The sequence below is a fragment of the Azospira sp. I09 genome (assembly GCF_009177135.1).
Classification (GTDB): Bacteria; Pseudomonadota; Gammaproteobacteria; order Burkholderiales; family Rhodocyclaceae; genus Azospira; species Azospira oryzae.
Map to the genome: position 1 here is coordinate 2,329,989 of NZ_AP021844.1, position 26,392 is coordinate 2,356,380.

The window sequence follows — 26,392 nt, forward strand, 5'->3', positions numbered from 1 at the left end:
GAGGCGCGGATATTACACAAAAAATTTCGGGCGGGCAAATCTTTTGCCAAAAAACTTCGCCACCCACCCGGCCACCCTAGGGCAACAGTCCGTACAGGGGGTGGCTGTCCAGCCCGGGCGCCACCCAGCCCCGCATGTCGGGCGGCAGCTGGGCCAGGGCCGCCTCGGCCCCGGCCTGGTCCGGGAATTCGGCAAAGACGCAGGCCCCGGAGCCGCTCATGCGGGCCCGGCCGAAACGCTGCAGCCATGCCAGGTGACGCGCCACCTCGGGAAAGCGGGCGCAGGCCACCGGCTCCAGGTCGTTGCCGCCCAGGCCGGGTCGCCAATCGGCAGCCGCCATGGCCGGCGTGTCCCGCTTCAGTTCGGGAGCCCGGAAGATGTCCACGGTGGGCACCGCCACCGGCGGTTGCAGCACCAGATACCAGGCCGGCGCCGCCGGCACGGCCTGCAGCGCCTCGCCCACGCCCTCGGCGAAGGCGGTGCGGCCGAAGACGAAGACCGGCACATCGGCCCCCAGGGTCAGGCCCAGGGCCTGCAACCGTTCCCGGGACAGGCCCAGTTGCCACAGGTGGTTGAGGGCCAGCAGCACGGTGGCGGCGTCGGAACTGCCGCCGCCCAGGCCGCCGCCCATGGGCAGCCGCTTCTCCAGGCGGATATCCGCCCCCCGGGTGCAGTTGGCCGCCTGCTGCAGGAGACGGGCAGCCCGCACGGTCAGGTCGCTCTCCTCCGGCACCCCGGGCAGGGGATTGAGCAAGCGCACCCGGCCGTCCTCCCGGGGCGCGAAGTGCAGGGTGTCGCCGTAATCGACGAAACGGAACAGGGTCTGCAGCAGGTGATAGCCATCGGCGCGGCGGCCCACCACGTGCAGGAAGAGATTGAGCTTGGCCGGCGCCGGGTAGGCGCTGTCCCAGGTCCAGGCCGGGTTCATTGGGCGCTCCAGTCGTCGATGCGCAACTTCAGCTCCAGGGCCTCGCCCCGGCGGGCCGTCAGCCGCACCGGCAGGGCCTGGGGACTGGGGTTGTCGCCATAGTCGTAGTCGATGCTCCAGCCGGCCTCCTGCAGGCGCAGCAGGCGGCCGGCGCCGTCGCGCTCCGCCGCCCCTGCCGGGGTGGCACGGGCCAGCAGCCATTCGCCCATGCCGGCCACCGGCAGGGGATAGCCCAGCACGTCGGCCACCAGCTGGTCCGCATCGGCGGCCTGGAATTCCTTCTGGTCGGCCGTCACCAGGCGGGCAACGCCGGGACGGCGGCTGATCTCCGCCGCGCCCTGGCCGAAGGGATTCATGAGGAAGATGTCGTCGCCTTCAGGGGCATGGCGCCAGGCGATCTTGCCGGAATAGCTGGCCTGTTCGTAGCGCAGGGAAAAACGCCCCTCGATCTGGAAGGACTGCAAGGTTTCCCGCGCCACGGCGGGTACGGCATAGCGCTCCGGCACTGTGCTGCAGGCGGCGAGCAGGGCCAGGAGCGCTCCGGCGCCTAAACGGAGAAATGCGGCGACCACGGATCAGGGCTGGAATTTCTTGACGGCGGCAGCCAGGGCTTCGTTGTCCGGGTCCTTCCTGGCGGCTTCGCGCAGCACGCGGCGGGCCTCGTCCTGGCGCCCCAGGCCCCACAGCACCTCGCCCATGTGGGCGGCGATCTCCGGGTCCTGGCGCAGGCCGTAGGCCTTCTGCAGCTGGATCAGGGCGCCGGCCAGGTCGCCCTGGCGATAGAGCACCCAGCCCATGCTGTCGATGATGAAGGCGTCGTCCGGCAGCAGGGCCAGGGCCCGTGCCACCAGTTCCCGGGCTTCGTCCAGGCGCATGTTGCGCTCGGCGAAGGTGTAGCCCAGGGCGTTGTAGGCATGGGCGTTCTCGGGCTGCAGGGCGATCACCTGCCGCAGGCGCTCTTCCACCAGGGCCACCTTGTCGAGACGGTCGGCCACCAGGGCAGAGTCGTAGAGCAGCTCCGCATTGCCCGGATTGCTCTTGAGCAGGCGTTCCAGCACCTCCAGGGCCTCGGCGTAACGCTTGGCGTCGCGCAGCAGCTGGGCTTCGGACTGGCCCAGGGCAACCCGCTCGGTGGGATGCATGGTGGCGGTCTGCTGCAGCACCTGCCGCGCCTCGTCCAGCTTGCCGGCCCGGGCCAGCAGCATGGCCTGGCGGTTGCGGGCGTTGAGGAAGGGCTCGCTGAGGCCGACCTGGCCGTAGTAGTCGATGGCGGCCGCCTCGTTGTTGCGCGCCTCCATGACCTGGCCCAGGTAGTAATTGACCAGGTTGCGGTCGCCGAACTCCAGCTCCAGCAGGTGCTTGAGTTGGGTCTCGGCAGTGTCCAGGTCATTCTGCTGCAGGGCCAGGATGGCCACCGGATAGACCACTTCGACGCTATTGGGGAAGTCCCGCAGCAGGCGGCGGAACTCGGCGCTGGCATCGCTGAAGCGCTTGTCGCCCACATAGGCCCGGGCCAGGTGCAGGCGTACGTCCTTGGCGTTGGGATGGCGGCTCAGATAACGCTCCAGCAGGGGCACCACCTTGGCCGGCGCTTCGGCGGAGACGATCTGGGCCTCCAGCAGCACCGGCATTTCCCATTCGGGACGCAGCTCCTGGGCCCGGCGCACCGACTCCTGGGCCAGAGGACGGTCGCCTGCGGCCAGGGCGGCCTGGGCCACGGCAAAGTGGGCTTCGGCCACGCTCTGGTAGGGCTGGGTGACGCGCTGCACCAGACGCAGCACGGCGCTCTTGTCCGGCTGGCGGACCAGCATGCGGTTGAGGCGGCTGAGGTTGTCGCCCAGGTTGTCCTTGTCCTGCTCCAGCAACTTGCTCAGGTGGGGCACCAGGTCGTCCAGGCGGTTGAGGACGATCAGCACCCCCACCAGGGTCTGGCGGGCCGTCACCGACTCGGGTTCCGTTTCCACCCACAGCTGGGCCAGTTCATGGGCCAGATCCATGCGCCGGGCAAAGCCCGCCACCTCGATGGCCCGGGCCAGCACCTGGGGGTCCCGGCTGCGCAGGGCCAGCTCCGCGTACACGGACAGGGCCAGGTCGCCGTAGCCCCGGCGCAGGGCGATTTCCGCCAGCAGCACCTGGTACGCCACCTGGCCGGCCGGCAACTCGGCGGCAGAGGTGGGCACGGCCGCCGGGGCCCGGGGCGCCCGCTCGGCCTTGGCCGCCCGGGATTTGGCCACGGGGGCGGGGGCGGCATCGGCGGCAAGGGCACCATTGGCGGCCAGGGCGGCGACCAGGACAGCGAGGGGGATCATTTTCATGGCAGTGTCAGTCACCGGGGAGGAGACCGCGTTAGAAGCTTTCGCTTAAGATTAGTGCCGCATGTTAGGCAGTTTTCCAGGGCGCCACAAGCGGGCGGCCGTGCCGCTTACATCCGCTCGCAACACTTTACCAATCCATACATCCGCTCATTCATCCACTTTTCGCCATGCCCGAACTCCCCGAAGTCGAAGTCAGCCGCCTCGGCCTCCTGCCCTACCTGCCCGGCCAGGTGCTGCAGGGCGTCAGCCTGCGGGCTCCGCGCCTGCGTCACGAACTGTCGCCGACCCTGGCCGAACGCCCCGTGGGCCGCTGCCTGAAGCGGGTGGAGCGGCGCGGCAAGTACCTGCTCTTCGACTTCGAGAGCGATGGAGGCGGCGGCTGGATCATCCTGCACCTGGGCATGTCCGGCAGCCTGCGCCTGGTCCCGCCCGGCACGCCGCCGGGCAAGCACGATCACGTGGACCTGCATTTTCCCGGCCGCACCCTGCGCTACCGGGACCCGCGCCGCTTCGGCACCCTGCTGTGGGTGGACGGCCCCGTTGTGCTCGACCACCCCCTGCTGGCGCCCCTGGGCGTCGAGCCGCTTAGCGACGCCTTCGACGGCGCCTGGCTGCACCAGGCCCTGCGGCGGCGCCAGGCCCCCATCAAACAGGTGCTGATGGACGCCCACTGCATCGTCGGCGTCGGCAACATCTATGCGGCGGAAAGCCTCTTCCGGTCCCGCATTTCGCCCCTGACGCCGGCCTGCCGCCTCAGCCGCCAGCGCTGCGACAGGCTGGCAGCCACGGTGCGGGAGGTGCTGGCGGAATCCATCGCCGCCGGCGGCAGCAGCGTGCGCGACTACGTGCACAGCGACGGCGGCGCCGGCAGCTTCCAGCTCATCGTCGCCGTCTACGACCGGGAAGGAGAGCCCTGCCAGGTCTGCGGCGGCCCCATCCGCCGCATCACCCAGGGCGGACGCAGCACTTTCTACTGCCCCCGCTGCCAGCGCTGACGGCCCCGGCGACCGTCCGTCGCCCCATTTCAACCAGTGCTGGCACAAGCGGCGCCAGCGCGTTGATTCCATTTGGCATTGTGGGGTAGAGTAGCCTCTCCCTTTTTGTCGCCGGTGTCGCCATGCCGAATACCCTTGCCCAGAACTTCGCCGCCTACAGCCAATGGCGGACGCAGCTGTCGGAGTGCATCGAGCACTTCCGCGCCTGGCTGGCGGACAATGAACTGGGCGATGCCCAGAGCGACCTGCGCCTGACCCAGCTGCTCGAGCGCCTCAAGGAAGACCGCCTCAACGTGGCCTTCGTCGCCGAGTTCTCCCGGGGCAAGTCGGAACTGATCAACGCCATCTTCTTCGCCGACTACGGCAACCGCATGCTGCCCTCTTCCGCCGGCCGTACCACCATGTGCCCGACGGAGCTGCTGTTCGATGCCGACAAACCCTCCTGCATCGAGCTGCTGCCCATCCACACCCGGGCCACCAATGCCGGCATTTCCGAATACAAGCGCTTCCCCAACGAGTGGGAGACCGTGCCCCTCAACGTGGACTCCCCGGAAGCCATGCAGGACACCCTGCGCCACGTCAGCGAAGTGGTGCGGGTGGACCGGGACACGGCGGAGAAGCTGGGCTTTCCCGTCGGCGACGACGAGGCCGCCACCTACCGCATCGGCGAGGACGGCCTGGTGGAAATCCCCCGCTGGCGCCATGCCGTCATCAACTTCCCCCATCCCCTGCTGCAACAGGGCCTGGTGATCCTGGACACCCCGGGCCTCAATGCCATCGGCGCCGAGCCGGAACTGACCCTGTCCCTGCTGCCCAACGCCCACGCCGTGCTCTTCATCCTGGCCGCCGACACCGGCGTCACCCAGTCCGACCTGGCCATCTGGAAGGACAACATCGGCGCCGGCGGCAACCGCAAGCGGGGCCGCCTGGCGGTGCTCAACAAGATCGACGGCCTCTGGGACGAGCTCAAGAGCGAGGCCGAGATCCAGGCCGAAATCGCCCGCCAGGCCGACAGCTGCGCCTCCATCCTGGGCCTGCCCCAGGAGCAGGTGTTCCCCGTCTCCGCCCAGAAGGCCCTGGTGGCCAAGATCAACGGCGACGACGCCCTGCTGCAGCGCTCCCGCCTGCCGGAACTGGAACGGGCCCTCTCCGAGGAGCTGATCCCGGCCAAGCAGGACATCGTGCGCGACAACACCGAGGCCGAGTTCGGCGAACTGCACGCCCGCATGCGCGCCCTGCTGGATTCCCGCATGCGGGGCCTGAAGGAACAGCTGACCGAACTGACCGAGCTGAAGGGCAAGAACAAGGGCGTCGTGGAATACATGATGGCCAAGATCAAGACCGAGAAGGAAGAGTTCGAATCGGGCCTGCAGCGCTACTACGCCGTGCGCAGCGTCTTCTCCACCCTGACCAACAACCTCTTCGCCCATCTGGGCCTGGACGCCCTGCGCAGCCTCACCCACGAGACCCGGGACGCCATGCAGGCGGCCACCTTCTCCCGGGGTCTGTCCGCGGCCATGGACCGCTTCTTCCGCACCTCCAAGGAGAACGTGCAGAAGTCCGGCAAGGAGATCGGCGAAATCCTCTCCATGATGGAGGCCATCTACAAGAAGTTCAGCGTCGAGCACGGGCTCAAGCTGGGTTCGCCGACCCAGTTCAACCTGCTGCGCTACGAGAAGGAACTGGAGCGCCTGGAGCAGTGGTGCAACACCCACCTCAACACCATGTTCCAGCTGCTGACCCACGAGAAGGGCAACGTCACCCAGAAGTTCTTCGAGGAAGTGGCGGTGCAGGTGCGCCGCGCCTTCGAGCACGCCAACCGGGACGTGGAAATCTGGCTGAAGGCAGTCATGGCCCCCATGGAAACCCAGGTGCGGGAACACCAGATCCAGCTGAAGCGCCGCCTGGAGAGCATCAAGCGCATCCACCAGGCCACCGACACCCTGGAAGACCGCATCGGCGAACTGAACCACATGGAGGCCGCCCTGCTGGCCCAGATCGACACCCTGCAGGCCCTCGGCAACGACCTGCAGGCCCTGCTGCACCCCCAGGGGGAAGGCCTCCAGGCCGCCGCCTGACGCGCTTCTCGCGGGCAATAAAAAAGCCACGGCATGCCGTGGCTTTTTTATTGGGACCGTTGCCGGCCCGGAGAAGGCTCAGGCGCGCTTGTTGCCGGTCAGCTTCTCGTACTTGCCCCACAGCTGGTCTTCGCTTTCGACCACGTCCGGGTTCTTGGGGATGCAATCCACCGGGCACACTTCAACGCACTGGGGGGTGTCGTAGTGGCCGACGCACTCGGTGCACTTGCTGGGGTCGATCTGATAGATCTCTTCGCCCTGGGAGATGGCCTCGTTGGGGCACTCCGGCTCGCACACGTCACAGTTGATGCATTCGTCGGTAATCATCAAAGCCATAGCTGCTTTCCTTCATTCAAGATAGTTCGGAGACTTTTTTCGCCGCCAGCCGCTTCTCCACGACTGGCTGGACGAACTTGCTGACATCCCCCCCCAACCGGGCGATCTCGCGCACCATAGTGGCGGAAATGAACATGTACTGCTCCCCAGGCGTCAGGAATACTGTTTCGACCTCGGGATACAGATTACGGTTCATCCCCGCCATCTGGAATTCGTATTCAAAGTCGGACACCGCCCGCAAACCGCGGATGATGACCTTGGCGCCTTGCTGATGGAGGAAATCCATCAGCAGGCAGGAAAAACCTTTCACTTCCACGTTGCCATAGGGCGCCAGGATTTCCTGGGCCATGGCGACCCGGTCTTCCAGGCCGAAGAACGGGCGTTTGTTCGGGCTGTCGGCCACGGCCACGATGACCCGGTCGAACAGGCTGGAGGCACGCCGGACCAGATCCTCGTGCCCCTTGGTCAGGGGGTCGAAGGTTCCCGGGTAGATCGCCAGTCGGTTATTCAGCATCGGCATTGTTCCGCGCCATAAGGTGGTAGAAGACCTGCCCGGCCTTGCCGCGCTTCACTGTGGCCCAGTCGCCCAGGCTTTCCAGGGGCTTTTCCGCTTCGGCGTAAATCACGCCGTCTTCCTTCAGCACCCGGGACAGGAGGGGTTCCAGTTTTTCCAGCCAACCAAGATGGTAGGGCGGATCGAGGAACACCAGATCGAAACGCAGCTCCGTAGAGGCGACGAATTTTAGCGCATCTTCCCGGATTATCTGCAAATTTTCCCCTTGCAGCAGGGCGGCGTTGTCTTTCAGGGCGACAAAGGCCTTGGGCGAGCGCTCCACCAGGACGGAGCGGGCGGCTCCGCGGGAGGCCGCCTCGAAACCGAGGGCGCCGCTGCCGGCAAAGAGATCCAGGCAGTTCCAGCCCGTCAGGTCCTGGCCCAGCCAGTTGAAGAGGGTTTCCCGCACCCGGTCCGGCGTCGGCCGCAGGCCTTCGCCGTCGGGGAAGGAGAGCACCCGGCGGCGCCACTCGCCGCCGATGATGCGTACCACGTTGTTGCCCGCCCGGGCCCGGGCGGCGCCGGCCCGGCCGGCCGGCTGCGGTCCGGGGCGGGCCATCAGTCGGCAGCCACCTTGACCGTCACCAGGTGCTGGGGCAGCACGTGGCGCTGGAAGGCGGCCTTGATGTCGGCGGCGCTGACCTTCTCCACCTTGGCGGCGTAGGTATCCAGGTAGTCCAGGGGCAGGCCGTAGAAGCCGATCACCGCCACGTTGTCGAGCAGCTTGCGGTTGCTGTCCAGGCGCAGGGGGAAGCTGCCAACCATGTTGTCCTTGGCCGCCTTCAGCTCCTTCTCGGTGACGCCCTTGGCGAGGAACTCCTGCAGCACCTCATTGACCACCTTGAGGGCATCGCCGGCCTGGGCCCGCTTGGTCTGCAGGCCGATCTGGAAGGGACCCCGGGCCACCATGGGGGCGAAATAGCTGTAGGTGCTGTAGGCGTAGCCCCGGGCATCGCGTACCTCCTTGAGCAGGCGGGAAACGAAGCCGCCGCCGCCAAGGACGTAGTTGCCCACCTGCAGGGCGTAGAAGTCCGGATCGCCCCGGGGAATGGCGGGCAGGCCGAGCAGGAGATGGGACTGGGTGGCCGGATGGGACACCGACACCACCCGCCCCTGGGGCAGGCTGGCCGCCGGGATGGGGGCAGCCGGGCCACCGGCGGGCAGCCCCGCCGTCAGCTTCTCGGCAATGGCTTCGGCCTCGCTGCGGGAGAGGTCGCCCACCAGGGTGACGCTGGCCTTGGCGGCGTTGTAGTTGGCGCGCCAGAAGGCCTCCACATCGGCCCGGGTCAGGTTTTCCAGGGACTCGGGGGTGGATACCCGGCCATAGGGATGGTCCGGGTAGAGGGCCTGCCAGAAGGCCCGACTGACCAGCACTTCAGGCTTAGTCAGGGCGTCCCGCAGGCCGGCCACGGCGCGCACCTGCTCCCGCTGCAGCACCGCCTCGGGGAAGCGGGGCTGCTGCAGCACCAGGCGCATAATCTCCAGAGCGCCGTCCCGGGTTTCCCGGGCCGCCAGGGTACGCAGGCTCAGGCTGGCCCGGTCCTGGTCGGCACCGCCGCCCAGGTTGGCGCCCAGGTCGGCCAGGCGGTTGGAAATGGCGGTCTCGTCCAGGTCGCCGGCACCGCCGTCGAGCAGGCCGTGGGTGAAGCCGGCCAGGCCCGACTTGCCGGCCGGGTCCCGGGAGCTGCCGGCGGCAAAGTCCACCTGCACGTCCACGATGGGCAGGGCATGGTTTTCGACAAAATAGACCCGGGCGCCGGAGGGGGCGGTCCAGTGCTCGATGGTGACCCCGGCCTGGGCGGCAGAGCCCAGCAGGGCGGCGGCAAAGAGCAGGAAATTAGGCAGTCGCATCATGGTCTCCTCGATCAGTGGCGCACGCCGGCGGGGGCGCGGCGGCGGGGAGCATCGGCCAGGGGCTGGGGTTCCAGCAGGCCCACGGTGAGGCTGTCGTCGTTGAAATACTGCTTTGCCACCCGCTGCACGTCGGCAGCGGTGACGGCCTGGAGCTTTTCGATCATGCGGTCCACAGACTTGTAGGAGAGGCCGACGATTTCCATCTGGCCGATCTCCATGGCCTGGGCGAACATGGAATCCCGCTTGTACACCTGGCTCGCCACCAGCTGGGCGCGGGCCCGCTTCAGTTCTTCCTCGCTGACGCCGTCGGCGGCAATGCGCGCCACTTCGGCCTTGAGGGCGGCCTCCAGTTCGGCCGGGGTGTGCCCCTCGGCGGGCGTGCCCAGCATGAGGAAGAGGGAGGGGCCGCGGCTGCTGTTGTCGTAGCCCGAGCCCACGGACTGGGCCAGACGCTGGTCCTTCACCAGGTGCTGGGTGAGGCGGGCGCCGTCGTGGCCATCCAGCACGGCACCGAGCATTTCCAGGGCGTAGGGGTCGCTGTCCTTGTTAACGTCGCGCAGGGTCGGCGCCTTCCAGGCCAGCAGCACCTGGGGCAGTTCCGCCGGGCCCTTCACGGTGACGCGGCGGATGCCCTTCTGGGGCGCCTCGGCAATGGGCTTGCGCGCCGGCAGGGCGCGGGGCTTGAGCTGGCCGTAGGTCTTTTCCGCCTGGCGGAAGACGGCCTCGTGGTCCACGTCGCCCACCACCACCAGGGTGGCGTTGTTGGGCACGTACCACTGCTGGTACCAGTGGCGCAGGTCGGCGGCGGTCATCTGCTCCAGGTCCGCCATCCAGCCGATCACCGGCCGGCGGTAGGGATGGGCCGAGTAGGCCACGGCGTTGAGGGCCTCGAACAGCAGGGACTGGGGATTGTCGTCGGTGCGCATGCGCCGCTCTTCCATGATCACCTGGATTTCCTTGGCGAATTCCTTCGGGTCCAGGGTCAGGTGGCCCATGCGGTCCGCCTCCAGGGCCATCATCTCAGGCAGTTTCTGCTTGGGAATCTGCTGGAAGTAGGCGGTGTAGTCGTAGTTGGTGAAGGCGTTGTCGCGGCCACCGGCGGCCGCCACCCGCTTGTTGAACTCGCCCGGGCCGACCTTGGGCGTGCCCTTGAACATCATGTGCTCCAGGGCATGGGCGACGCCGGAGGTGCCGTCCACCTCGTCCATGCTGCCCACCTTGTACCAGACCATGTGCACCGCCGTGGGCGCACGCCGGTCTTCCTTGACGATGACCTTGAGGCCGTTCTTCAGGGTGGTTTCATAGGGATTGGCCAGGACTGCGCCAATGGGGAGCAGGCCCAGCAGCAGGGCCAGGAGTCTCGATTTTCTGGGGATCATGGTTCGCTTCCGAAATGAAATGCCCCGCAGGGCCATGAACGGGCGAATTCGGCAACGTCCTCGGGGGACGCTTGGGCTAAAATTCGGATTTTCCTGCGGCGCATCTTACCGAGCCGCCCTCCCCCTGTCAGCCCTGACAGCCCGGGAACGAACTTAGAACGGAACCCCGCATGTTTGGTTTCTTGAAAAAATCCGACAAAGACCAGGACGCCACGCCCGCCACCGCAGCCGCCGTGGCGCCGGTGCCGGAGCCCCTGGACAAGCCGCTCTCCTGGCGCGAGCGCCTTTTCGCCGGCCTCTCCCGCACCCGCTCCCAGCTTGGCGGCAAGCTCAAGTCCGTCTTTGCCCGAGGCAAGGTGGACGACGAACTGCTGGAAGAACTGGAGACCCTGTTGCTGACCAGCGACGTGGGCATGGACGCCACCATGCACCTGCTCGACGAACTGAAGCGCCGCGCCAAGCAGGACAAGCTGGAAGGCGCCGCCGCCATCCAGCAGGCCCTGGCCGACACCCTGGCCCAGATGCTGGCGCCCCTGGAAGCGCCCCTGCAGGTGGATAGCCACAAGCCCTTCGTCATCATGATTGCCGGGGTCAACGGCGCCGGCAAGACCACCTCCATCGGCAAGCTGGCCAAGTACTTCCAGGGCCAGGGCAAGAGCGTGCTGCTGGCCGCCGGCGACACCTTCCGCGCCGCTGCCCGGGAACAGCTGATGACCTGGGGCGAGCGCAACAACGTCACGGTCATCGCCCAGGAATCCGGCGACCCGGCGGCCGTGGTCTTCGATGCCATCGCCGCCGCCAAGGCCCGGGGCATCGACGTGGTGCTGGCTGACACCGCCGGCCGCCTGCCCACCCAGCTGCACCTCATGGAAGAGATCGCCAAGGTGCGCCGGGTGATCCAGAAGGCCGACCCCACCGGCCCCCACGAGGTGATGCTGGTGCTGGATGCCAACATCGGCCAGAACGCCCTGGCCCAGGTGAAGGCCTTCGACAAGTCCATCAACGTCACCGGCCTGGTGCTGACCAAGCTGGACGGCACCGCCAAGGGCGGCGTCATCGCCGCCATCGCCCGCCAGTGTCCCAAGCCGGTGCGCTTCATCGGCGTCGGCGAAGGCATCGACGACCTGCGCCCCTTCGTCGCCCGGGACTTCGTGGACGCCCTCTTCGGCGAGTAAGCTCAGGACCGTCATGATCTCCTTCTCCGCGGTACACAAGCGCTACCCCACCGGCTACGAAGCCCTGCGGGGCGTGAGTTTCGACATCGACGCGGGGGAGCTGGTCTTCATCACCGGCCACTCCGGCGCCGGCAAGACCACCCTGTGCAAGCTGGCCGCCGCCATCGAGCGCCCCACCTCGGGCAGCGTGGTGGTGAACGGGCAGAACCTGGCAGCCCTGCGCAAGAGCGCCATTCCCTACGTGCGGCGCAACTTCGGCCTGGTCTTCCAGGACCAGAAGCTGCTCTTCGACCGCACCGTGCTCGACAACGTGCTGCTGCCCCTGGCCATCGTCGGCCTCTCCCCCAAGGAAGCCGGCAAACGGGCCCGGGCGGCCCTGGACAAGGTGGGCCTGCTGGAACGGGAGAAAGCCAACCCCATCGCCCTCTCCGGCGGCGAACAGCAACGGCTGGCCATCGCCCGAGCGGTGGTTAACCGGCCCGCCATCCTCCTCGCCGACGAGCCCACGGCCAACCTGGACACGGATTCCGCCGGCGAAGTGATGGAGCTGTTCAAGGCCTTCCACCAGGTCGGCGTCACCGTCATCCTCGCCACCCACGACACCCAATGGGTGCGCCACCTGAATCCCCGGGTCCTGTGGGTCGAACACGGCCAGGTGCGGGCCCCCGGCGAACGCCCGGAAGGACAAGCATGAATGCCTGGCTCACCCAACACCTGTCGGCCCTCCAGGGCGCCTGGCAGCGGCTTGCCGCCTCGCCCCTCAACACCGTGCTGTCCCTGCTGGTGATCGGCATCGCCCTGACCCTGCCCGCCGCCGGCGTGGTGGTCCTGGACAACCTGCGCCAGGCCGCCGCCGGCGTCGCCAGCACCCAGCAGATCAGCGTCTTCCTCAGCCCCGAGGCCAGCCGCAAGGAGGCCACGGAGATGGAATCCCGCCTGCGCCAGGAGGTCTCCGGCAGCATCGTCTTCGTGCCCCGGGAAGACGCCCTGAAGCGCCTCCAGGGCACCGCCGGCATGGCCGAACTGGTGGCCAGCCTGCCGCGCAACCCCCTACCCGACGCCTTCATCGTGGAACCGCGCAACGCCGCACCGGAACAGCTGGAAGCCCTGGCCAAGACCCTCTCGGCCTGGCCCAAGGTCGCCCACGTACAGCTGGATTCGGCCTGGATCAAGCGTTTCGACGCCTTCCTGCGCCTCGGCCGGCTGGCCGTGCTGCTGCTGGCCGCCGCCTTCGCCGCCGCCCTGGTGGCCGTCACCTTCAACACCATCCGCCTGCAGATCCTGGCCCAGGCCGACGAAATCGAAGTGGCCAAGCTGATCGGAGCCACCGACGGTTTCATCCGCCGCCCCTACTACTACTTCGGCGCCCTCCAGGGCATCCTCGGCGGTCTCATCGCCATGCTCCTGGTCAGCGCCGCCGTGGCCGTCCTCTCCGGGCCGGTCAGCCAGCTGGCCAGCCTCTACGCCACCGCCTTCCGCCTGCACGGCCTGGGCCTCGACCACTCCCTGCTGCTGCTCGGCGTCGGCGCCCTCCTCGGCTGGCTCGGCGCCCAGCTCTCGGTAGGCCTCTACCTACGGCAGATCGAACCGAAGTAACGGCTTTTCGTAGGCCTCCCATCAACACAACCTGGCGGCCTAGGGCCGGCAGAGGCCAACGTTCGGCATGTCTTGGTTTTTTACCGCCTCGAAACGGCCCAGGGTGCGTTGGCGGACCAGATTGTGGTCCACCACCGGCGCCGGGTAGTCGCGGCCGATGATTACGCCAGCAGCCTGCTGCTCCAGGGGGGCCATGCGCCAGGGAGCGTGGATGTGCTTGTCCGGTACCCCGGCCAGCTCCGGCACGTAGCGGCGGATGAAGCGGCCCTGGGGATCGAATTTTTCCGACTGGGTGATGGGGTTGAAGATGCGGAACCAGGGCTGGGCGTCGCAGCCGGTGGAGGCGGCCCATTGCCAGCCGCCGTTGTTGGCGGAGAGGTCGAAGTCCAGCAGCAGGTCGGCAAAATGCCCTTCCCCCAGGCGCCAGTCCAGGCCCAGGTCCTTGGTCAGGAAGGAGGCCACCACCATGCGCAGCCGGTTGTGCATCCAGCCGGTCTGGGCCAGCTGGCGCATGGCCGCATCCACCAGGGGATAGCCGGTACGGCCCTCCCGCCAGGCCGCCAGCAGGGCGGGGGCCTCGTCCCACAGCATCCGGTCGAACTCGGGTTTGAAGCAGCCGTCCGGCAGTTGGGGGAAACGGTCCAGCACCATGAAATAGAAGTCGCGCCAGATCAGCTCCGAAAGCCAGGTGGCGGCGCCGGGGCCGCCGCTGCGCCAGGCCTCGCCCGCCAGCTGGCGGATGGAGAGGCAGCCGAAGCGCAGATAGACGGAGAGGTAGGAGACGCCCTTCACCGCCGGAAAATCCCGCTGCTCGGCGTAGCGATCCAGACGCTGGCGGAAGTCCTGCCAGCGGGCGGCGCCGCCTGTCATGCCGGGCACGACGCCGATGCGCTCAAGGTCCGTCGGCAAAAAGCCGATATCTGCCAGTGAAGGCACCCCGCCGCCGTCCGGGGGCGGGGCCAGGTGCCCGCTGTAGCGATCCACCGGATAGGGACGGACATGAAAATCCTCCAGTTTCCCCAGCCAGCAGTTCTTGTAGGGCGTGAACACGGTGTAGGGCGTGCCGCCCTTGGTCAGGACCTCGTCGCCGTCGAAGACGGCCTGGTCCTTGAACAGGTGCAGGGCGATGCCGTCCCGCTCCAGGTCGGCGGCCACCGCCGCGTCCCGGGCCTTGGCCCGGGGCTCGTAGTCCCGATTGGCGAACACCGCCGCCACGCCCAGCTGGCGCGCCAGGGCGGCAATTTCCGCGGCCGCCGGGCCGTGGCGCACCATGAGGCCGCCGCCCTTGGCCTGGAGGGTCACATGGAGTTCCGCCAGGGATTCCCGGATGAACTCGACCCGCCGGTCGCTGCGCCCGGGCAGGGCCTCCAGGATGTCGCTGTCGAAGACGAAGGCGCACCACACCCGGCGCGCCGACTTCAGCGCGTGGTAGAGGGCGGCGTGGTCGTAATCGCGTAGATCACGGCGGAACCAGACAAGGGCGGATTCAAGCATAATGGCAATCGATTCAGGCGCGGCGGAGCAGTGCCGCCCCCACAGGGAAGGGGCTTCCGGGTTCGACGGCCGGAAGGTGCGCCAGATGTTAGCTCTAAATTCTCCAGTCGGCGAAGAGGCGTGCGACAGACACGCCTGATCTCAGGAAGGGATCAATGGAAGCGCAAGGACTCGATTTCACCTACGACCCCGAAAGTCGTAGCCTGGTCGCCAGCTTCACTCCGGAAGCGGGAGTGGCGCCCCCCACGATAGACGTCCCCTGGCTGGAAGAACGCATCGCCGAGCTCGGCCACGGCGCCCTGCGGCGCAATGCGGCTGCCCTCGGCGTGCTCGCCGACAGCATCAAGGGCGCCCGCCCGGTGGCGGCCCTGGCGGTGGCCGAGGCGGTGGACGCCAAGGCCGAGGTCAGCGTCGCCGGCGACAAGATGGCCGCCTTCCTCAGCATCACCCCGCCCCAGGGCGGCGCCCCCATCGACGACGCTGCCATCCGCCGGGCCCTGGCCCAGCAGGGCGTCACCACCGGCATCCGGGAGTCCGCCATCGCCCAGGCCCTGGCCCTGGGCCAGGCCGACAACCTGCTCATCGCCGAGGGCCGGGCCCCGGTCCACGGCGAGGACGGGCGCATCGAGGTGCTGGTGCCGGAAAGCCGCAGCCGGGTGCCCCAGGTCAACGAGAAGGGCCTCATGGACTACCGCAACCTGGGAGAAATCCTCACGGTACACGCCGGCCAAGCCGTCATGCAGCGCATTCCCGCCACCCCCGGCACCCCGGGGGAAACCGTTTCCGGGGCCGTGATCCCGGCCCTGGCGGGCAAGGAGACCATGTTCTCCCCCAACCTCTCCGGCGTCGCCCCGGACCCGGCGGACCCCAACAAGCTGGCCGCCGCCATCACCGGCCAACCGGTGCGTACCCGGGAAGGGGTGATCGTCGAGCCCACCTACACGGTGAATGAAGTCACCATCAATTCGGGCAACATCGACTTCGACGGCGCCGTCACGGTCAAGGGCGACGTCCAGGCCGGCATGACCATCCGCGCCAGCGGCGACATCGAGATCGGCGGCACGGTGGAGGCGGCGGTCATCGTCGCCGGCGGCGACATCGTCATCAAGGGCGGCGCCATCGGCTCAGGCGGCCGCAAGGACGCCCAGGGCAACGAAATCCCCTCCTACATCCAGTGCGGCGGCAGCTTCACCGCCACCTACGTGCAGCAGGCCAAGGTGGAGGCGGGCGACAGCATCTTCATCGACGACGTGGCCATGCAGAGCAATCTCATCGCCATCAACCAGATCGTCGTCGGCCACAAGCAGCGGGGCCACATCATCGGCGGCCGGGCCCAGGCCACCCTGCTGGTGAAGGCCAAGGTGATCGGCTCCGGCGCCCACATCGGCACGCGCATCGACATCGGCCTGGACCCCAAGCTGCGGGCCCAGCAGCAGCGCCTGGTGCTGCACCGGCAGCAGGTGGAGGAGCAGCTGGCCCAGGTGGTCAAGCTGCTGGAGCTGGCGGCCAAGCTGCCGGAACGGGTGCCGCCGGAGACCCTGAAGCGGGCCCGCATCACCCGGGAATCCCTGCTGCGCACCCTGACCCGCCTGGGGGAGGAGGAAACCCTGCTGCAGGAACAGCTGCGCCTGGCCCAGAACGCCAAGGTCATCGCCGAGCAGGCGGTGTACGAGGGCATGGAGGTCCATTGCGGCCTGCTGCACTACACCCTGGTGGGAGACAAGGCCCACGGGCTGCAGGTGCGGGTGGCGGAAGGGGCCCTGGAGGCCGACCAACTGGCCCGGGGCAAGAGCTGAGCGGGACGCCCATGCCGGGACCCGTTCCGGGGTAAAATCCGCCCTGCCATGGACAGCGTCAATCTCACCGACCACTTCCTCATCGCCATGCCGGCGATGGACGATCCCTATTTTTCCCGCGCCCTCGTCTACGTCTGCGAGCACAACGACCAGGGCGCCCTCGGCATCGTCGTCAACAAGCCCCTGGACATGCCCCTGCAGGACCTTTTCGAGAAGGTGGACATTCCCCTCGACGCCGCCGGCCTGAACAACCTGCCGGTGTATTTCGGCGGCCCGGTGCAGACCGACCGGGGCTTCGTCCTGCACCGGCCGGTGGGCCAGTGGCAATCCACCCTGGCGGTCAATGACGAGGTGGGCCTCACCAGCTCCCGCGACATCCTGGTGGCCATGGGCCGGCAGGGCCAGCCCAGCGAAGTGCTGGTGACCCTGGGCTACGCCGGCTGGGGCGCCGGCCAGCTGGAAAGCGAACTGGCCCAGAACGGCTGGCTCACCGTGCGCGCCGATCCCTCCATCGTCTTTTCCCTGCCTCCGGAAGAGCGCCTGGCCGCCGCCATGCTCGCCCTGGGCATCGACTTCGCCCATCTGGCCGAGGACGCCGGGCATGCCTGAGGCTGCCGTCGGCTCCCCTTCCGCTCCGACCGGCACGGTCCTGGCCTTCGACTTCGGCGAGAAGCGCATCGGCGTCGCCGTCGGCGAGCCCCAGGTCAAGCACGCCCATCCCCTGACGGTGATCCACGCCCAGTCCAACCAGGAGCGTTTCGCCGCCATCGCCGCCCTCATCGCAGAATGGCGCCCCGCCTTGCTGGTGGTCGGCCTGCCGATCAGTCTGGACGGCAATCCCCACGGCATGACGGCCCGCTGCACCCGCTTCGCCAACCAGCTGAAGGGCCGCTTCGCCCTGCCGGTGGCCTTCGCCGACGAACGCCTGACCTCCCTCGACGCCAACGAGCGCCTGCGGGAAACCGGCCACAACGCCAAATCCGCCAAGCAGCATCTGGACGCGGTGGCGGCCCAACTCATTCTGCAAGCCTATTTCGACACTTCCGACCCTTTCTCCGAACCTGCCGCCCATGCCTGAAGCCATTCCCACCCAGCTCCCCGACGCAGAACTGCAGCTCGCCAGCCTGGCCGAGCAACTGCGCCCCCACCTCACTCCCGACACCGCCCTGGTGGGCATCTACTCCGGCGGCGCCTGGGTCGCCGAGCGTCTCAAGCAGCTGCTCGACATTCGCGAGGAAGTGGGCCAGATCGACGTCTCCTTCTACCGCGACGACTTCGCCGAGAAGGGCCTGCATCCCCAGGTGCGTCCCAGCCACATCCCCTTCGAGGTGGAAGGCCGGCCCCTGATCCTGGTGGACGACGTGCTGTACACCGGCCGCACCACCCGGGCCGCCATCAACGAGCTGTTCGACTACGGCCGCCCGGCCCGGGTCGAACTGGCGGTGCTGGCCGACCGGGGCGAGCGGGAGCTGCCCATCGAGCCCGGCTACTGCGTCTGGGAAGTGGACCTGGAAGAAGGTGAAGAATTGATCCTGGGCCGGGAGGAATCCGGCCGCCTGTTCTGGAAAATGGGGAGGAACGACCGTGGCTGAGATGCTCACCCAGAGCCGTCTGAATCCGCAGCTCGACGCCGAGGGCAAGCTGCAGCACCTGCTGTCCACCGAGGGCCTGCCCCTGCCGGTGATCACCCAGATTCTCGATACCGCCGAGAGCTTCCTCGAGGTCTCGGACCGGGACGTGAAGAAGGTGCCCCTGCTGCGCGGCAAGAGCGTCTTCAACCTCTTCTTCGAGAACTCCACCCGCACCCGCACCACCTTCGAGATCGCCGCCAAGCGCCTCTCGGCGGACGTCATCAACCTGGACGTGTCCCGCTCCTCCACGGCCAAGGGCGAGACCCTGCTCGACACCATCGACAATCTCTGCTCCATGCACGCCGACATGTTCGTGGTGCGCCACGCCACCTCCGGCGCCCCCTTCCTCATCGCCGAGCACTTGAAACGCATCGGCCGGGACGACATCCACGTGGTGAACGCCGGCGACGGCCGCCATGCCCACCCCACCCAGGGGCTGCTGGACATGTACACCATCCGCCACTACAAGAAGGACTTTGCCAACCTGCGGGTGGCCATCGTCGGCGACATCCTCCATTCCCGGGTCGCCCGCTCCGACCTGCACGCCCTGCGCACCCTGGGCTGCGGCGAAATCCGCGCCATCGCGCCGAAGACCCTGCTGCCCGGCTACCTGGAACAGCTGGGGGTGAAGGTCTTCCACGACATGAACGAAGGCCTCAAGGACTGCGACGTGGTGATCATGCTGCGCCTGCAGAACGAACGCATGAACGGGGCCCTGCTGCCCTCCGCCGGCGAGTATTTCAAGCGCTACGGCCTGACGCCGGAAAAGCTGGCCCTGGCCAAGCCCGACGCCATCGTCATGCACCCGGGCCCCATGAACCGGGGCGTGGAAATCGACTCGTCCGTGGCCGACGGGCCCCAGGCGGTGATCCTCAATCAGGTCACTTTCGGCATCGCCGTGCGCATGGCGGTGATGGGCATCCTCGCGGGGAACTGAACACCATGAACATCAGCATCAAGAACGGCCGCCTCATCGATCCCAAGAACGGCATCGACGCCCGGCAGGATCTCTTCATCGCCGACGGCCGCATCGCCGCCGTCGGCCAGGCCCCCGCCGGCTTCGTCACGGAGCGGGAAATCGACGCCGCCGGCTACGTGGTCTGCCCCGGCCTGATCGACCTTTCCGCCCGCCTGCCGAGCCTGGAGGCGGAGCTGGCCTGCGCCGCCGCCAACGGCATCACCACCGTGGTCTGCCCGCCGGACACCCGGCCGGTGCTGGACGAACCGAGCCTGGTGGAACGCCTGATCCAGCGCGCCGAAGCCCTGGGCCTGGCCCGGGTGCTGCCCCTGGGTGCCCTTACCAAGGGCCTGCAGGGCCAGACCCTGGCCAGCATGGCCGGCCTCGCCAGCGCCGGCTGCGTCGCCTTCTCCCAGGCCAGCCAGCCCGTCACCGACCTGCAGTCCCTGTACCGGGCCATGCAGTACGCCGCCACCTACGACTTCGCCGTCTGGCTGCGACCCCAGGATTATCAGCTGGCCAAGGACGGCGTCGCCCACGACGGCGAAATGGCCGCTCGCCTGGGCCTGGCCGGCATCCCCGTGGCTGCCGAGACGGTGGCCATCGCCACCCTGATCGAACTGGCCAAGAGCACCGGCGTGCGCCTGCACCTGATGCGCCTCTCCTCCGCCGCCGGCGTCGCCATGGTGCGCGAGGCCAAGGCCCGGGGCGTCGCCGTCAGCTGTGACGTGGCCGCCCATCACCTGCACCTGGCGGAAGAGGACATCGGCTACTTCAACGCCCAGGCCCGCTTCGACCCGCCCCTGCGCTCCGTGGCGGACCGGGCCGCCCTGCGCTTCGGCCTGGCCGAAGGCGTGATCCAGGCGGTCTGTTCCGACCACACGCCGATGGAGGCGGACGGCAAGCAGGTGCCCTTCGGCGAGGCGGAAGTGGGGGCCCGGGGCCTGGAACTGCTGCTGCCCCTGGTGCTGGCCTGGGCCCGGGAGGACGGACTGTCCCTGGGCACGGCCCTGGCCCGGGTCACCAGCGACGCCGCCGCCGTCATCGGCCGCAGCGACCTGGGCCATCTGGCCGTGGGTGCCGTGGCCGACGTCTGCGTCTTCGACAACGAGACGGAATGGACCATCACTCCGGACGCCTTTACCAGCGTGGGCCGCAACAGCCCCCTGGCGGGACGCACCATGAGCGGCCGCATCCAGGCCGTGGTGGCCGGCGGCCGGCTGCTCTAGCCACTCTGCGGCAGGCGGGCGCCGCAATGGCCGCCCCGCCTGCCTCTCCGGGCAGGTCCCTGCCCGGTTCCCATTCCCGCTCTAGCAGCACTCCAGTTCGGCCCGCTGCAGCAACTGCAGCCCTTCCGCATCGCCGAATTTCTCGAACAGTTCCTCGATGTAGTAGGTATTGGAACAGACCAGGTAGAGCAGGTCCTCCGTCGGCGCGCCGCTGTAGTAGCCCGGCGGGATCTTGGCGACGAAGTATTCCCAGTACTTGTTGGTGCGCTCAGGCCCCTCGTAGTGGTGCAGCACCCGGGCCACCACCGCACAGGCGTTGTGCCAGCAGTCGATGCCCTCGAAGGAAACGTAACGGTCCGCCGCGGCGGCTGCTTGTTCTGACATGGCCCATCCTCCCCTGATTGCAATGATTGACGGCCCATTCTGGGGAGCCCGGCGCGGGGCGGACAAGGGCCCCTGCACCAACGGCAGGCTTCTTGCATGAACGACATCATTCCTGCACGAACGACGGAAAGCCGACATGGAAAGCCTGGAATACCTGCTGCAGAAGATGGACCCCGGCGTGGTCATGCTGGACCGGGAGGGGCGCATCCGCCAGCTCAACCCCGCCGCCCGCCAGTTGCTGCAACGCTACCATCCGGCCCTGGAGGGCCGCGCCGTGGTGGACCTGCACCCGGAGCCGAGCCGGCGCAAGATCGCCTGGCTGCTGCAGGAGGCCGCCGCGGGCGATACCCCGGTGCCGGTGACCATGACCATCAACACCCCCGACCGGCCCCTGCTGCTCAGCATCAGCCGCCTGGAAAGCAGCGACGGCGCTGGTAAAGCCGCCGCCGGCTTCTGCCTGCTTCTCTACGACTACCGGGGTCTCACCGCCCTGCCCCAGGCCGCGGCGGAAGAAGGGCGCCTGGCCAAGCTGCCGGTGCTGCTGCAGGGCGGCACCGCCCTGGTGGACCCGGCGGAGGTGGTGCACCTGCAGGCCGAAGGCCATTACGCCCGGCTGTACACCGCCCGGGAATCCTTCCTCTGCCACCTCAGCCTGGCCCAGCTGGAGCGGCGCCTGGACCCGGAACAGTTCCTGCGCATCCACCGCCGCCACCTCATCGCCGTGGCCCACGCCGCCCGCCTGGAGCGCCAGGAGGGACGGCCCTCGGTGGTGATGGCCACCTTTCCCGCCAGCCGTCTGCCCATCGGCCGCAGCCGGGCCGCGGCCGTGGCGGCCCGCCTCGGCTGGTAGCCGCCTGCGCTAAAACAGGGAATCGGAGAAGGGAAAAAGTCAGGCGTCGGGCAGCAGGCGCTGCACCGCGTCGGCCGGCGGCTCGGCCACTTCCACCACCTTGCGCCGGGAGGTCTGGCCGCTCTTCAGGCTGACGGCGCTCTTGGGCAGGTCGAGGCGGTCGGCGACGAAGGCCAGCAGGGCCGCGTTGGCCTTGCCGTCCACCGGCGGGGCCGCCAGGCGGATTTTCAGGGCGTCGCCGTGGAGGCCGCAGACCTCCGTCTTCTTCGCCCCGGGCTGGATGTGCAGGGTGAGGAGCAGGCGGCCATCGCCGCCGCGCTGGTGGAACATCAGAAGAGCAGGGGCATGAGGGCGGCCTTGGTGTAGGCCAGCAGCATCAGCAGCACCTGGGCCAGGACGATGGCCACCAGGGGCGACAGGTCCACGTTGGCGATGGGCGGCACGATGCGGCGCAGGGGCTTGAGCAGCGGGTCGGTGAGGGCGTGGATGGGGCCGGCCAGGGGCGTATGGGGATTGACCCAGGAAATCACCGCCTGTACCAGCATGAGGACGATGGCCGCCATCACCGCCATGTGCAGCAGTTCGAAGAAGCCCATGGCCAGGGCCGCCGTGACCAGGGCGCTGGCGCCGAGGGCGGCGCCGCCCTTGACCGCCAGCATGGCCGCCTTGACCGCGGCCTGCAGCAGCCAGGCCGGCACCAGGCTGGCGAAGTCCAGGCCGAAGAGGCCGGGAATCGCCCGGCGCAGGGGCAGCACCACCCAGTTGGTGGTCTGCAGCACGAAGTGGCCCAGGGGGTTCTTGAAGGAAACCCGGCGCCACTGCATGACGAAGCGCAGCAGCAGCAGATAGCCGAAGAAACTGGCGACCACGTCGAGCAGGAAATTGAGGATGTCGAGCAGCATGGTGGGTATCCGTTCGGTTAGGGGCTATGGGAGCGGGACTCAGTCGGCGCCGAGCTGCTGGCCCAGTTCCACGCCCCGGGCTTCGGCCGCCTTGACGCCGGCGATGATGCCGGCCTTGACCCCGGCCGTTTCCATCACCGCCAGGGCGGCGGCGGTGGTGCCGCCCTTGGAGGTGACCCGCTCCCGCAGCACGCTGGCCGGGTCCGGCGACTGGGCCGCCAGCTGGGCGGCGCCGAGCACGGTTTCGATGGCCAGGCGGCGGGCCTGCTCGTCGTCGAAGCCCAGGTCCTTGCCGGCCTGCTGCAGGGCCTCGATGAAGAGGAAGACGTAGGCCGGGCCGCTGCCGGAAACGGCGGTGACCGCATCCATCTGGGACTCGTCGGCGAACCACACGGCGCTGCCGACGGCCTCCAGCACGCGCTGGGCGGCGGTGCGGCCGGCGGCGTCCACTTCCGGCAGGGCGTAGAGGCCGGTGACGCCGGCGCCGATCAGGGCCGGGGTGTTGGGCATGGTGCGCACCAGGCGGCGGTGGCCGCCCAGCCAGCGGGAGAGGGAGGCCAGGTTGAGGCCGGCGGCGATGCTCACCACCAGCTGGTCCTTGAGATGGGGGCCGATGGGGGCGATGGCCTCCTTCATGCTCTGGGGCTTCACTGCCAGGACGATGACGTCGCAGTCCCAGGCCGGCGCCTCGGCGCCGGCAAAGGTGCGCACGCCGTAGGCCGCTTCCAGCTTGCTGCGGTTGTCGGCGTTGAGCTCCACCACGGCGATGTCGCCGGCGGCGAAGCCCTTGTTCACCAGGCCGCCGATGAGGGCATTGGCCATGTTGCCGCCGCCGAGGAAAGTGATCTTCATGGGGAAAGTCCTTTTAGGTCTTGGAGTAATCGCGGGCACCGAAAATGGCGGTGCCGACGCGGACAATGGTGGCGCCTTCGGCCACGGCGGCCTCCAGGTCGTGGGACATGCCCATGGACAGGGTGTCCAGGGCCAGGCCCTCGGCCCGCAGCTGTTCATAGAACTGGCGCAGGCGGCGGCAGGGCTCGCGCTGGGCCGCTTCGTCTTCTGCCGGCGCCGGGATGGCCATCAGGCCGCGCAGGGTCAGGTTGGGCAGGGCCGCCACGGCCCGGCACAGCTCGGCCGCCTGGTCCAGGTCGCAACCGCTCTTGCTGGCTTCGCCGGAGATATTCACCTGGACGCACACCTGCAGCGGCAGCAGGTCTGCCGGACGCTGCTCGGAAAGACGCTGGGCGATCTTCAGCCGGTCGATGCTGTGCACCCAGTCGAAGCGTTCAGCCACGGGCCGGGTCTTGTTGCTCTGCAGGGGGCCGATGAAATGCCATTCCAGATCGCTGTGCCCTGCGGCCCGCAGCTGGTCGATCTTGTCGCAGCCTTCCTGCACGTAGTTCTCGCCGAAGGCCCGCTGGCCGGCAGCGGCTGCCTCGACCACGCACTCCGCCGGCCAGGTCTTGGCCACGGCCAGCAGCGAGACCGCGGACGGATCCCGGCCGCAGGCGCGGGCAGCGGCGTCGATGCGGGCTTTGACAGCTTGCAGGTTGGCGAAAATAGGCGTCATAATCGGGCGCTAAAACATGGGCAATCGTGGCGCGAAAGTATAGCACCGCCGGGCCGGAGCGCCCGGCACCGGGCCGGCGCCGCCGCCCTGCTCCAGCGCGCGCCGGGCGCCCCGTTTAGCTCCCATTCACTCCCGTTTTCCGCCTCCAAGGACCGTTGATGGACATCACCGAACTGCTCGCCTTCGGCGTCAAGAACAAGGCCTCCGACCTGCACCTCTCCGCCGGCCTGCCGCCCATGATCCGGGTCCACGGCGACGTGCGCCGCATCAACCTGCCGGCCATGGAGCACAAGGACGTGCACGCCATGGTGTACGACATCATGAACGACGGCCAGCGCAAGACCTACGAAGAGAACCTGGAGTGCGACTTCTCCTTCGAAGTGCCCAACCTGGCCCGTTTCCGGGTCAATGCTTTCGTCCAGCACCGGGGCGCCGGCGCCGTCTTCCGGACCATTCCCTCCAAGGTGCTGAGCCTGGAGGACCTCAACGCGCCGAAGATCTTCAAGGAGATTTCCGAATTCCCCCGGGGCATCGTGCTGGTCACCGGCCCCACCGGTTCCGGTAAGTCCACCACCCTGGCGGCCATGGTGAACCACATCAACGAAAACGATTACGGCCACATCCTGACCGTGGAAGACCCCATCGAATTCGTGCACGAAGCCAAGAAGTGCCTCATCAACCAGCGGGAAGTGGGTCCCCACACCCTGTCCTTCAACAACGCCCTGCGCTCGGCCCTGCGGGAAGACCCGGACGTGATCCTGGTGGGCGAAATGCGCGACCTGGAAACCATCCGCCTGGCCATGACGGCGGCGGAAACGGGCCACCTGGTGTTCGGCACCCTGCACACCTCCTCCGCCGCCAAGACGGTGGACCGGATCATCGACGTCTTCCCTGCGGCGGAGAAGGAAATGATCCGGGCCATGCTCTCCGAATCCCTGCGCGCCGTCATTTCCCAGACCCTGCTGAAGACCAAGGACGGCAATGGCCGGGTGGCAGCCCACGAGATCATGATCGGCACCCCGGCCATCCGCAACCTGATCCGGGAAGCCAAGATCGCCCAAATGTATTCGGCCATCCAGACCGGCCAGCAGTTCGGCATGCAGACCCTGGACCAGAACCTCACCGACCTGGTGCGGCGCAACGTCATTTCGCCGGCGGAAGCCCGCACCAAGGCGGTCAACAAGGACATGTTCGGCGGCTAGGCGCCGGGGAAGAATTATGGAAAGAGATCAGGCACTCAAATTCATCCAGGACCTGCTGCGCCTCATGGTGCAGAAGAAGGGCTCGGACCTCTTCATCACCGCCGGCTTCCCCCCCGCCATCAAGGTGGACGGCAAGATGACCCCGGTCTCCAACCAGGCCCTGACGCCCCAGCACACGGCAGAACTGGCCCGCTCCATCATGAACGACCGGCAGGCGGCGGAATTCGAATCCACCAAGGAGTGCAACTTCGCCATCTCCCCCGCCGGCATCGGCCGCTTCCGGGTCAATGCCTTCGTCCAGCAGGGCCGCATCGGCGTCATCTGCCGCACCATCAACACCACCATTCCCCGTTTCGAGGACCTGGGCCTGCCGCCGGTGCTGAAGGACGTGGCCATGACCAAACGGGGCCTGGTGCTGTTCGTCGGTGGCACCGGCTCCGGCAAGTCCACCTCCCTGGCGGCCATGATCGGCTACCGCAACGAAAACTCCTACGGCCACATCATCACCATCGAGGACCCGGTGGAGTACGTGCACGAGCACAAGAACTGCATCGTCACCCAGCGCGAGGTGGGCGTAGATACGGACTCCTGGGAAATGGCCCTGAAGAACACCCTGCGCCAGGCGCCGGACGTGATCCTGATCGGCGAAATCCGCGACCGGGAGACCATGGAGCACGCCGTGGCCTTCGCCGAGACCGGCCACCTGGCCATGGGCACCCTGCACGCCAACTCCACCAACCAGGCCCTCGACCGGATCATCAACTTCTTCCCGGAAGAACGTCGCCAGCAGCTGCTGATGGACCTCTCCCTCAACCTGCGCGGCATCGTCTCCCAGCGCCTCATCCCCCTCAAGGACGGCAAGGGCCGGGCGGCGGCCATCGAGGTCATGCTCAACTCGCCCCTGATCTCGGACCTGATCTTCAAGGGCGAGGTCACCGAGATCAAGGAGATCATGAAGAAGTCCCGGGAGCTGGGCATGCAGACCTTCGACCAATCCCTCTTCGATCTCTACGAGGCCGGCCGCATCAGCTACGAGGACGCCCTGCGCAACGCCGACTCGGTGAACGACCTGCGCCTGCAGATCAAGCTGCACGGCAAGGAATCAAAGGACCGGGACCTGGCGGCCGGCATCGGCCACCTGGACATCGTCTGATACGGGCGCAGCCC

Annotated in this window: 28 protein-coding genes; 14 read left to right on the plus strand and 14 right to left on the minus strand. The window is 68.0% G+C overall.

Annotated features, from left to right (window positions below):
* Nucleotides 1-76: 76 nt before the first annotated feature.
* Genes ispE through AZSP09_RS10880 form a run of 3 tightly spaced genes read right to left on the minus strand, consistent with a single transcriptional unit; the run spans nucleotide 77 to nucleotide 3,243 of the window.
* Nucleotides 77-928, minus strand: a complete 852-nt coding sequence (ispE, locus tag AZSP09_RS10870) for a 4-(cytidine 5'-diphospho)-2-C-methyl-D-erythritol kinase (protein WP_152090042.1) — start codon at nucleotides 926-928, stop codon at nucleotides 77-79.
* Complete coding sequence (lolB, locus tag AZSP09_RS10875) at nucleotides 925-1,500, minus strand: lipoprotein insertase outer membrane protein LolB (protein ID WP_152090043.1); 576 nt, start codon at nucleotides 1,498-1,500, stop codon at nucleotides 925-927. Before lolB ends, ispE begins: the two co-directional genes overlap by 4 nt.
* 3 nt (nucleotides 1,501-1,503) lie before the next feature.
* Nucleotides 1,504-3,243: a tetratricopeptide repeat protein gene (locus AZSP09_RS10880; protein WP_152090044.1), complete on the minus strand. Its 1,740-nt coding sequence runs from the start codon at nucleotides 3,241-3,243 to the stop codon at nucleotides 1,504-1,506.
* Nucleotides 3,244-3,410: 167 nt separating this feature from the next.
* On the opposite strand from AZSP09_RS10880, the gene mutM reads away from it, so the two are divergent.
* Together mutM and AZSP09_RS10890 are read left to right on the plus strand one after the other, a co-directional pair.
* Nucleotides 3,411-4,238 (plus strand): bifunctional DNA-formamidopyrimidine glycosylase/DNA-(apurinic or apyrimidinic site) lyase, encoded by an 828-nt coding sequence (gene mutM, locus AZSP09_RS10885; RefSeq protein ID WP_152090045.1) that lies wholly within the window; start codon nucleotides 3,411-3,413, stop codon nucleotides 4,236-4,238.
* A 122-nt stretch (nucleotides 4,239-4,360) separates the two neighbouring features.
* The gene (locus AZSP09_RS10890; RefSeq protein ID WP_130459494.1) at nucleotides 4,361-6,316 is read left to right on the plus strand and encodes a dynamin family protein; all 1,956 of its coding nucleotides are present in this window, start codon (nucleotides 4,361-4,363) and stop codon (nucleotides 6,314-6,316) included.
* A gap of 78 nt (nucleotides 6,317-6,394) precedes the next feature.
* Here the strand turns inward: AZSP09_RS10890 and AZSP09_RS10895 are convergent, their stop codons facing one another.
* The 5 genes from AZSP09_RS10895 to AZSP09_RS10915 are packed head-to-tail and all read right to left on the minus strand — an operon-like array spanning nucleotide 6,395 to nucleotide 10,438.
* Nucleotides 6,395-6,652, minus strand: coding sequence for a YfhL family 4Fe-4S dicluster ferredoxin (locus tag AZSP09_RS10895; RefSeq protein ID WP_152090046.1), 258 nt, complete (start codon nucleotides 6,650-6,652; stop codon nucleotides 6,395-6,397).
* 16 nt (nucleotides 6,653-6,668) lie between these two features.
* Complete coding sequence (gene coaD / locus AZSP09_RS10900) at nucleotides 6,669-7,166, minus strand: pantetheine-phosphate adenylyltransferase (RefSeq protein WP_014236132.1); 498 nt, start codon at nucleotides 7,164-7,166, stop codon at nucleotides 6,669-6,671.
* Complete coding sequence (rsmD, locus tag AZSP09_RS10905) at nucleotides 7,156-7,764, minus strand: 16S rRNA (guanine(966)-N(2))-methyltransferase RsmD (RefSeq protein ID WP_232058787.1); 609 nt, start codon at nucleotides 7,762-7,764, stop codon at nucleotides 7,156-7,158. The genes coaD and rsmD overlap by 11 nt, the downstream gene beginning before the upstream one ends.
* Entirely contained in the window at nucleotides 7,764-9,059 is a 1,296-nt protein-coding gene (locus AZSP09_RS10910) for a M16 family metallopeptidase (protein WP_232058788.1), read from the minus strand. Before AZSP09_RS10910 ends, rsmD begins: the two co-directional genes overlap by 1 nt.
* An 11-nt stretch (nucleotides 9,060-9,070) precedes the next feature.
* On the minus strand, nucleotides 9,071-10,438 hold the full coding sequence (locus tag AZSP09_RS10915) for a M16 family metallopeptidase (RefSeq protein ID WP_152090047.1): 1,368 nt from the start codon (nucleotides 10,436-10,438) through the stop codon (nucleotides 9,071-9,073).
* Between the two features lie 170 nt (nucleotides 10,439-10,608).
* Here AZSP09_RS10915 and ftsY point away from each other — a divergent pair, with 170 nt between their 5' ends.
* The 3 genes from ftsY to ftsX are packed head-to-tail and all read left to right on the plus strand — an operon-like array spanning nucleotide 10,609 to nucleotide 13,209.
* The gene (ftsY, locus tag AZSP09_RS10920) at nucleotides 10,609-11,613 is read left to right on the plus strand and encodes a signal recognition particle-docking protein FtsY (RefSeq protein ID WP_130459496.1); all 1,005 of its coding nucleotides are present in this window, start codon (nucleotides 10,609-10,611) and stop codon (nucleotides 11,611-11,613) included.
* Nucleotides 11,614-11,626: 13 nt separating this feature from the next.
* The gene (locus tag AZSP09_RS10925; protein ID WP_130459497.1) at nucleotides 11,627-12,307 is read left to right on the plus strand and encodes a cell division ATP-binding protein FtsE; all 681 of its coding nucleotides are present in this window, start codon (nucleotides 11,627-11,629) and stop codon (nucleotides 12,305-12,307) included.
* Nucleotides 12,304-13,209 (plus strand): permease-like cell division protein FtsX, encoded by a 906-nt coding sequence (ftsX, locus tag AZSP09_RS10930; protein WP_014236126.1) that lies wholly within the window; start codon nucleotides 12,304-12,306, stop codon nucleotides 13,207-13,209. Before AZSP09_RS10925 ends, ftsX begins: the two co-directional genes overlap by 4 nt.
* Nucleotides 13,210-13,248: 39 nt before the next feature.
* On the opposite strand, the gene AZSP09_RS10935 is transcribed toward ftsX, so the two are convergent.
* Complete coding sequence (locus AZSP09_RS10935; protein WP_152090048.1) at nucleotides 13,249-14,703, minus strand: cryptochrome/photolyase family protein; 1,455 nt, start codon at nucleotides 14,701-14,703, stop codon at nucleotides 13,249-13,251.
* 155 nt (nucleotides 14,704-14,858) lie between these two features.
* Here AZSP09_RS10935 and AZSP09_RS10940 point away from each other — a divergent pair, with 155 nt between their 5' ends.
* Genes AZSP09_RS10940 through AZSP09_RS10965 form a run of 6 tightly spaced genes read left to right on the plus strand, consistent with a single transcriptional unit; the run spans nucleotide 14,859 to nucleotide 20,317 of the window.
* Nucleotides 14,859-16,499, plus strand: coding sequence for a DUF342 domain-containing protein (locus tag AZSP09_RS10940; RefSeq protein ID WP_152090049.1), 1,641 nt, complete (start codon nucleotides 14,859-14,861; stop codon nucleotides 16,497-16,499).
* 48 nt (nucleotides 16,500-16,547) lie between these two features.
* Nucleotides 16,548-17,108, plus strand: a complete 561-nt coding sequence (locus AZSP09_RS10945; protein WP_014235704.1) for a YqgE/AlgH family protein — start codon at nucleotides 16,548-16,550, stop codon at nucleotides 17,106-17,108.
* Complete coding sequence (gene ruvX / locus AZSP09_RS10950; protein WP_152090050.1) at nucleotides 17,101-17,577, plus strand: Holliday junction resolvase RuvX; 477 nt, start codon at nucleotides 17,101-17,103, stop codon at nucleotides 17,575-17,577. Before AZSP09_RS10945 ends, ruvX begins: the two co-directional genes overlap by 8 nt.
* A complete protein-coding gene (gene pyrR, locus AZSP09_RS10955) occupies nucleotides 17,570-18,091 on the plus strand; it encodes a bifunctional pyr operon transcriptional regulator/uracil phosphoribosyltransferase PyrR (protein ID WP_014235706.1) in 522 nt (173 codons plus the stop codon). The genes ruvX and pyrR overlap by 8 nt, the downstream gene beginning before the upstream one ends.
* A gap of 1 nt (nucleotide 18,092) precedes the next feature.
* Nucleotides 18,093-19,067, plus strand: coding sequence for an aspartate carbamoyltransferase catalytic subunit (locus tag AZSP09_RS10960; protein ID WP_152090884.1), 975 nt, complete (start codon nucleotides 18,093-18,095; stop codon nucleotides 19,065-19,067).
* 5 nt (nucleotides 19,068-19,072) lie between these two features.
* The gene (locus tag AZSP09_RS10965; protein ID WP_152090051.1) at nucleotides 19,073-20,317 is read left to right on the plus strand and encodes a dihydroorotase; all 1,245 of its coding nucleotides are present in this window, start codon (nucleotides 19,073-19,075) and stop codon (nucleotides 20,315-20,317) included.
* An 81-nt stretch (nucleotides 20,318-20,398) separates the two neighbouring features.
* Here the strand turns inward: AZSP09_RS10965 and cowN are convergent, their stop codons facing one another.
* Nucleotides 20,399-20,701 carry a N(2)-fixation sustaining protein CowN gene (gene cowN / locus AZSP09_RS10970; RefSeq protein WP_152090052.1) on the minus strand — a complete coding sequence of 101 codons (303 nt, stop codon included), beginning with the start codon at nucleotides 20,699-20,701 and terminating at the stop codon, nucleotides 20,399-20,401.
* A gap of 136 nt (nucleotides 20,702-20,837) precedes the next feature.
* On the opposite strand from cowN, the gene AZSP09_RS10975 reads away from it, so the two are divergent.
* Entirely contained in the window at nucleotides 20,838-21,551 is a 714-nt protein-coding gene (locus AZSP09_RS10975; protein WP_152090053.1) for a LytTR family transcriptional regulator DNA-binding domain-containing protein, read from the plus strand.
* 39 nt (nucleotides 21,552-21,590) lie between these two features.
* Here the strand turns inward: AZSP09_RS10975 and AZSP09_RS10980 are convergent, their stop codons facing one another.
* Genes AZSP09_RS10980 through AZSP09_RS10995 form a run of 4 tightly spaced genes read right to left on the minus strand, consistent with a single transcriptional unit; the run spans nucleotide 21,591 to nucleotide 24,023 of the window.
* Nucleotides 21,591-21,881, minus strand: a complete 291-nt coding sequence (locus AZSP09_RS10980; protein WP_152090054.1) for a DUF167 domain-containing protein — start codon at nucleotides 21,879-21,881, stop codon at nucleotides 21,591-21,593.
* Nucleotides 21,881-22,453, minus strand: a complete 573-nt coding sequence (locus AZSP09_RS10985; protein ID WP_152090055.1) for a YggT family protein — start codon at nucleotides 22,451-22,453, stop codon at nucleotides 21,881-21,883. The genes AZSP09_RS10980 and AZSP09_RS10985 overlap by 1 nt, the downstream gene beginning before the upstream one ends.
* 39 nt (nucleotides 22,454-22,492) lie before the next feature.
* On the minus strand, nucleotides 22,493-23,305 hold the full coding sequence (gene proC, locus AZSP09_RS10990; RefSeq protein ID WP_152090056.1) for a pyrroline-5-carboxylate reductase: 813 nt from the start codon (nucleotides 23,303-23,305) through the stop codon (nucleotides 22,493-22,495).
* A 13-nt stretch (nucleotides 23,306-23,318) separates the two neighbouring features.
* Entirely contained in the window at nucleotides 23,319-24,023 is a 705-nt protein-coding gene (locus AZSP09_RS10995; RefSeq protein ID WP_152090057.1) for a YggS family pyridoxal phosphate-dependent enzyme, read from the minus strand.
* Between the two features lie 158 nt (nucleotides 24,024-24,181).
* Here AZSP09_RS10995 and AZSP09_RS11000 point away from each other — a divergent pair, with 158 nt between their 5' ends.
* Complete coding sequence (locus AZSP09_RS11000; protein WP_014235715.1) at nucleotides 24,182-25,225, plus strand: type IV pilus twitching motility protein PilT; 1,044 nt, start codon at nucleotides 24,182-24,184, stop codon at nucleotides 25,223-25,225.
* 16 nt (nucleotides 25,226-25,241) lie between these two features.
* Nucleotides 25,242-26,378 (plus strand): PilT/PilU family type 4a pilus ATPase, encoded by a 1,137-nt coding sequence (locus AZSP09_RS11005; RefSeq protein ID WP_014235716.1) that lies wholly within the window; start codon nucleotides 25,242-25,244, stop codon nucleotides 26,376-26,378.
* Nucleotides 26,379-26,392: the final 14 nt, after the last annotated feature.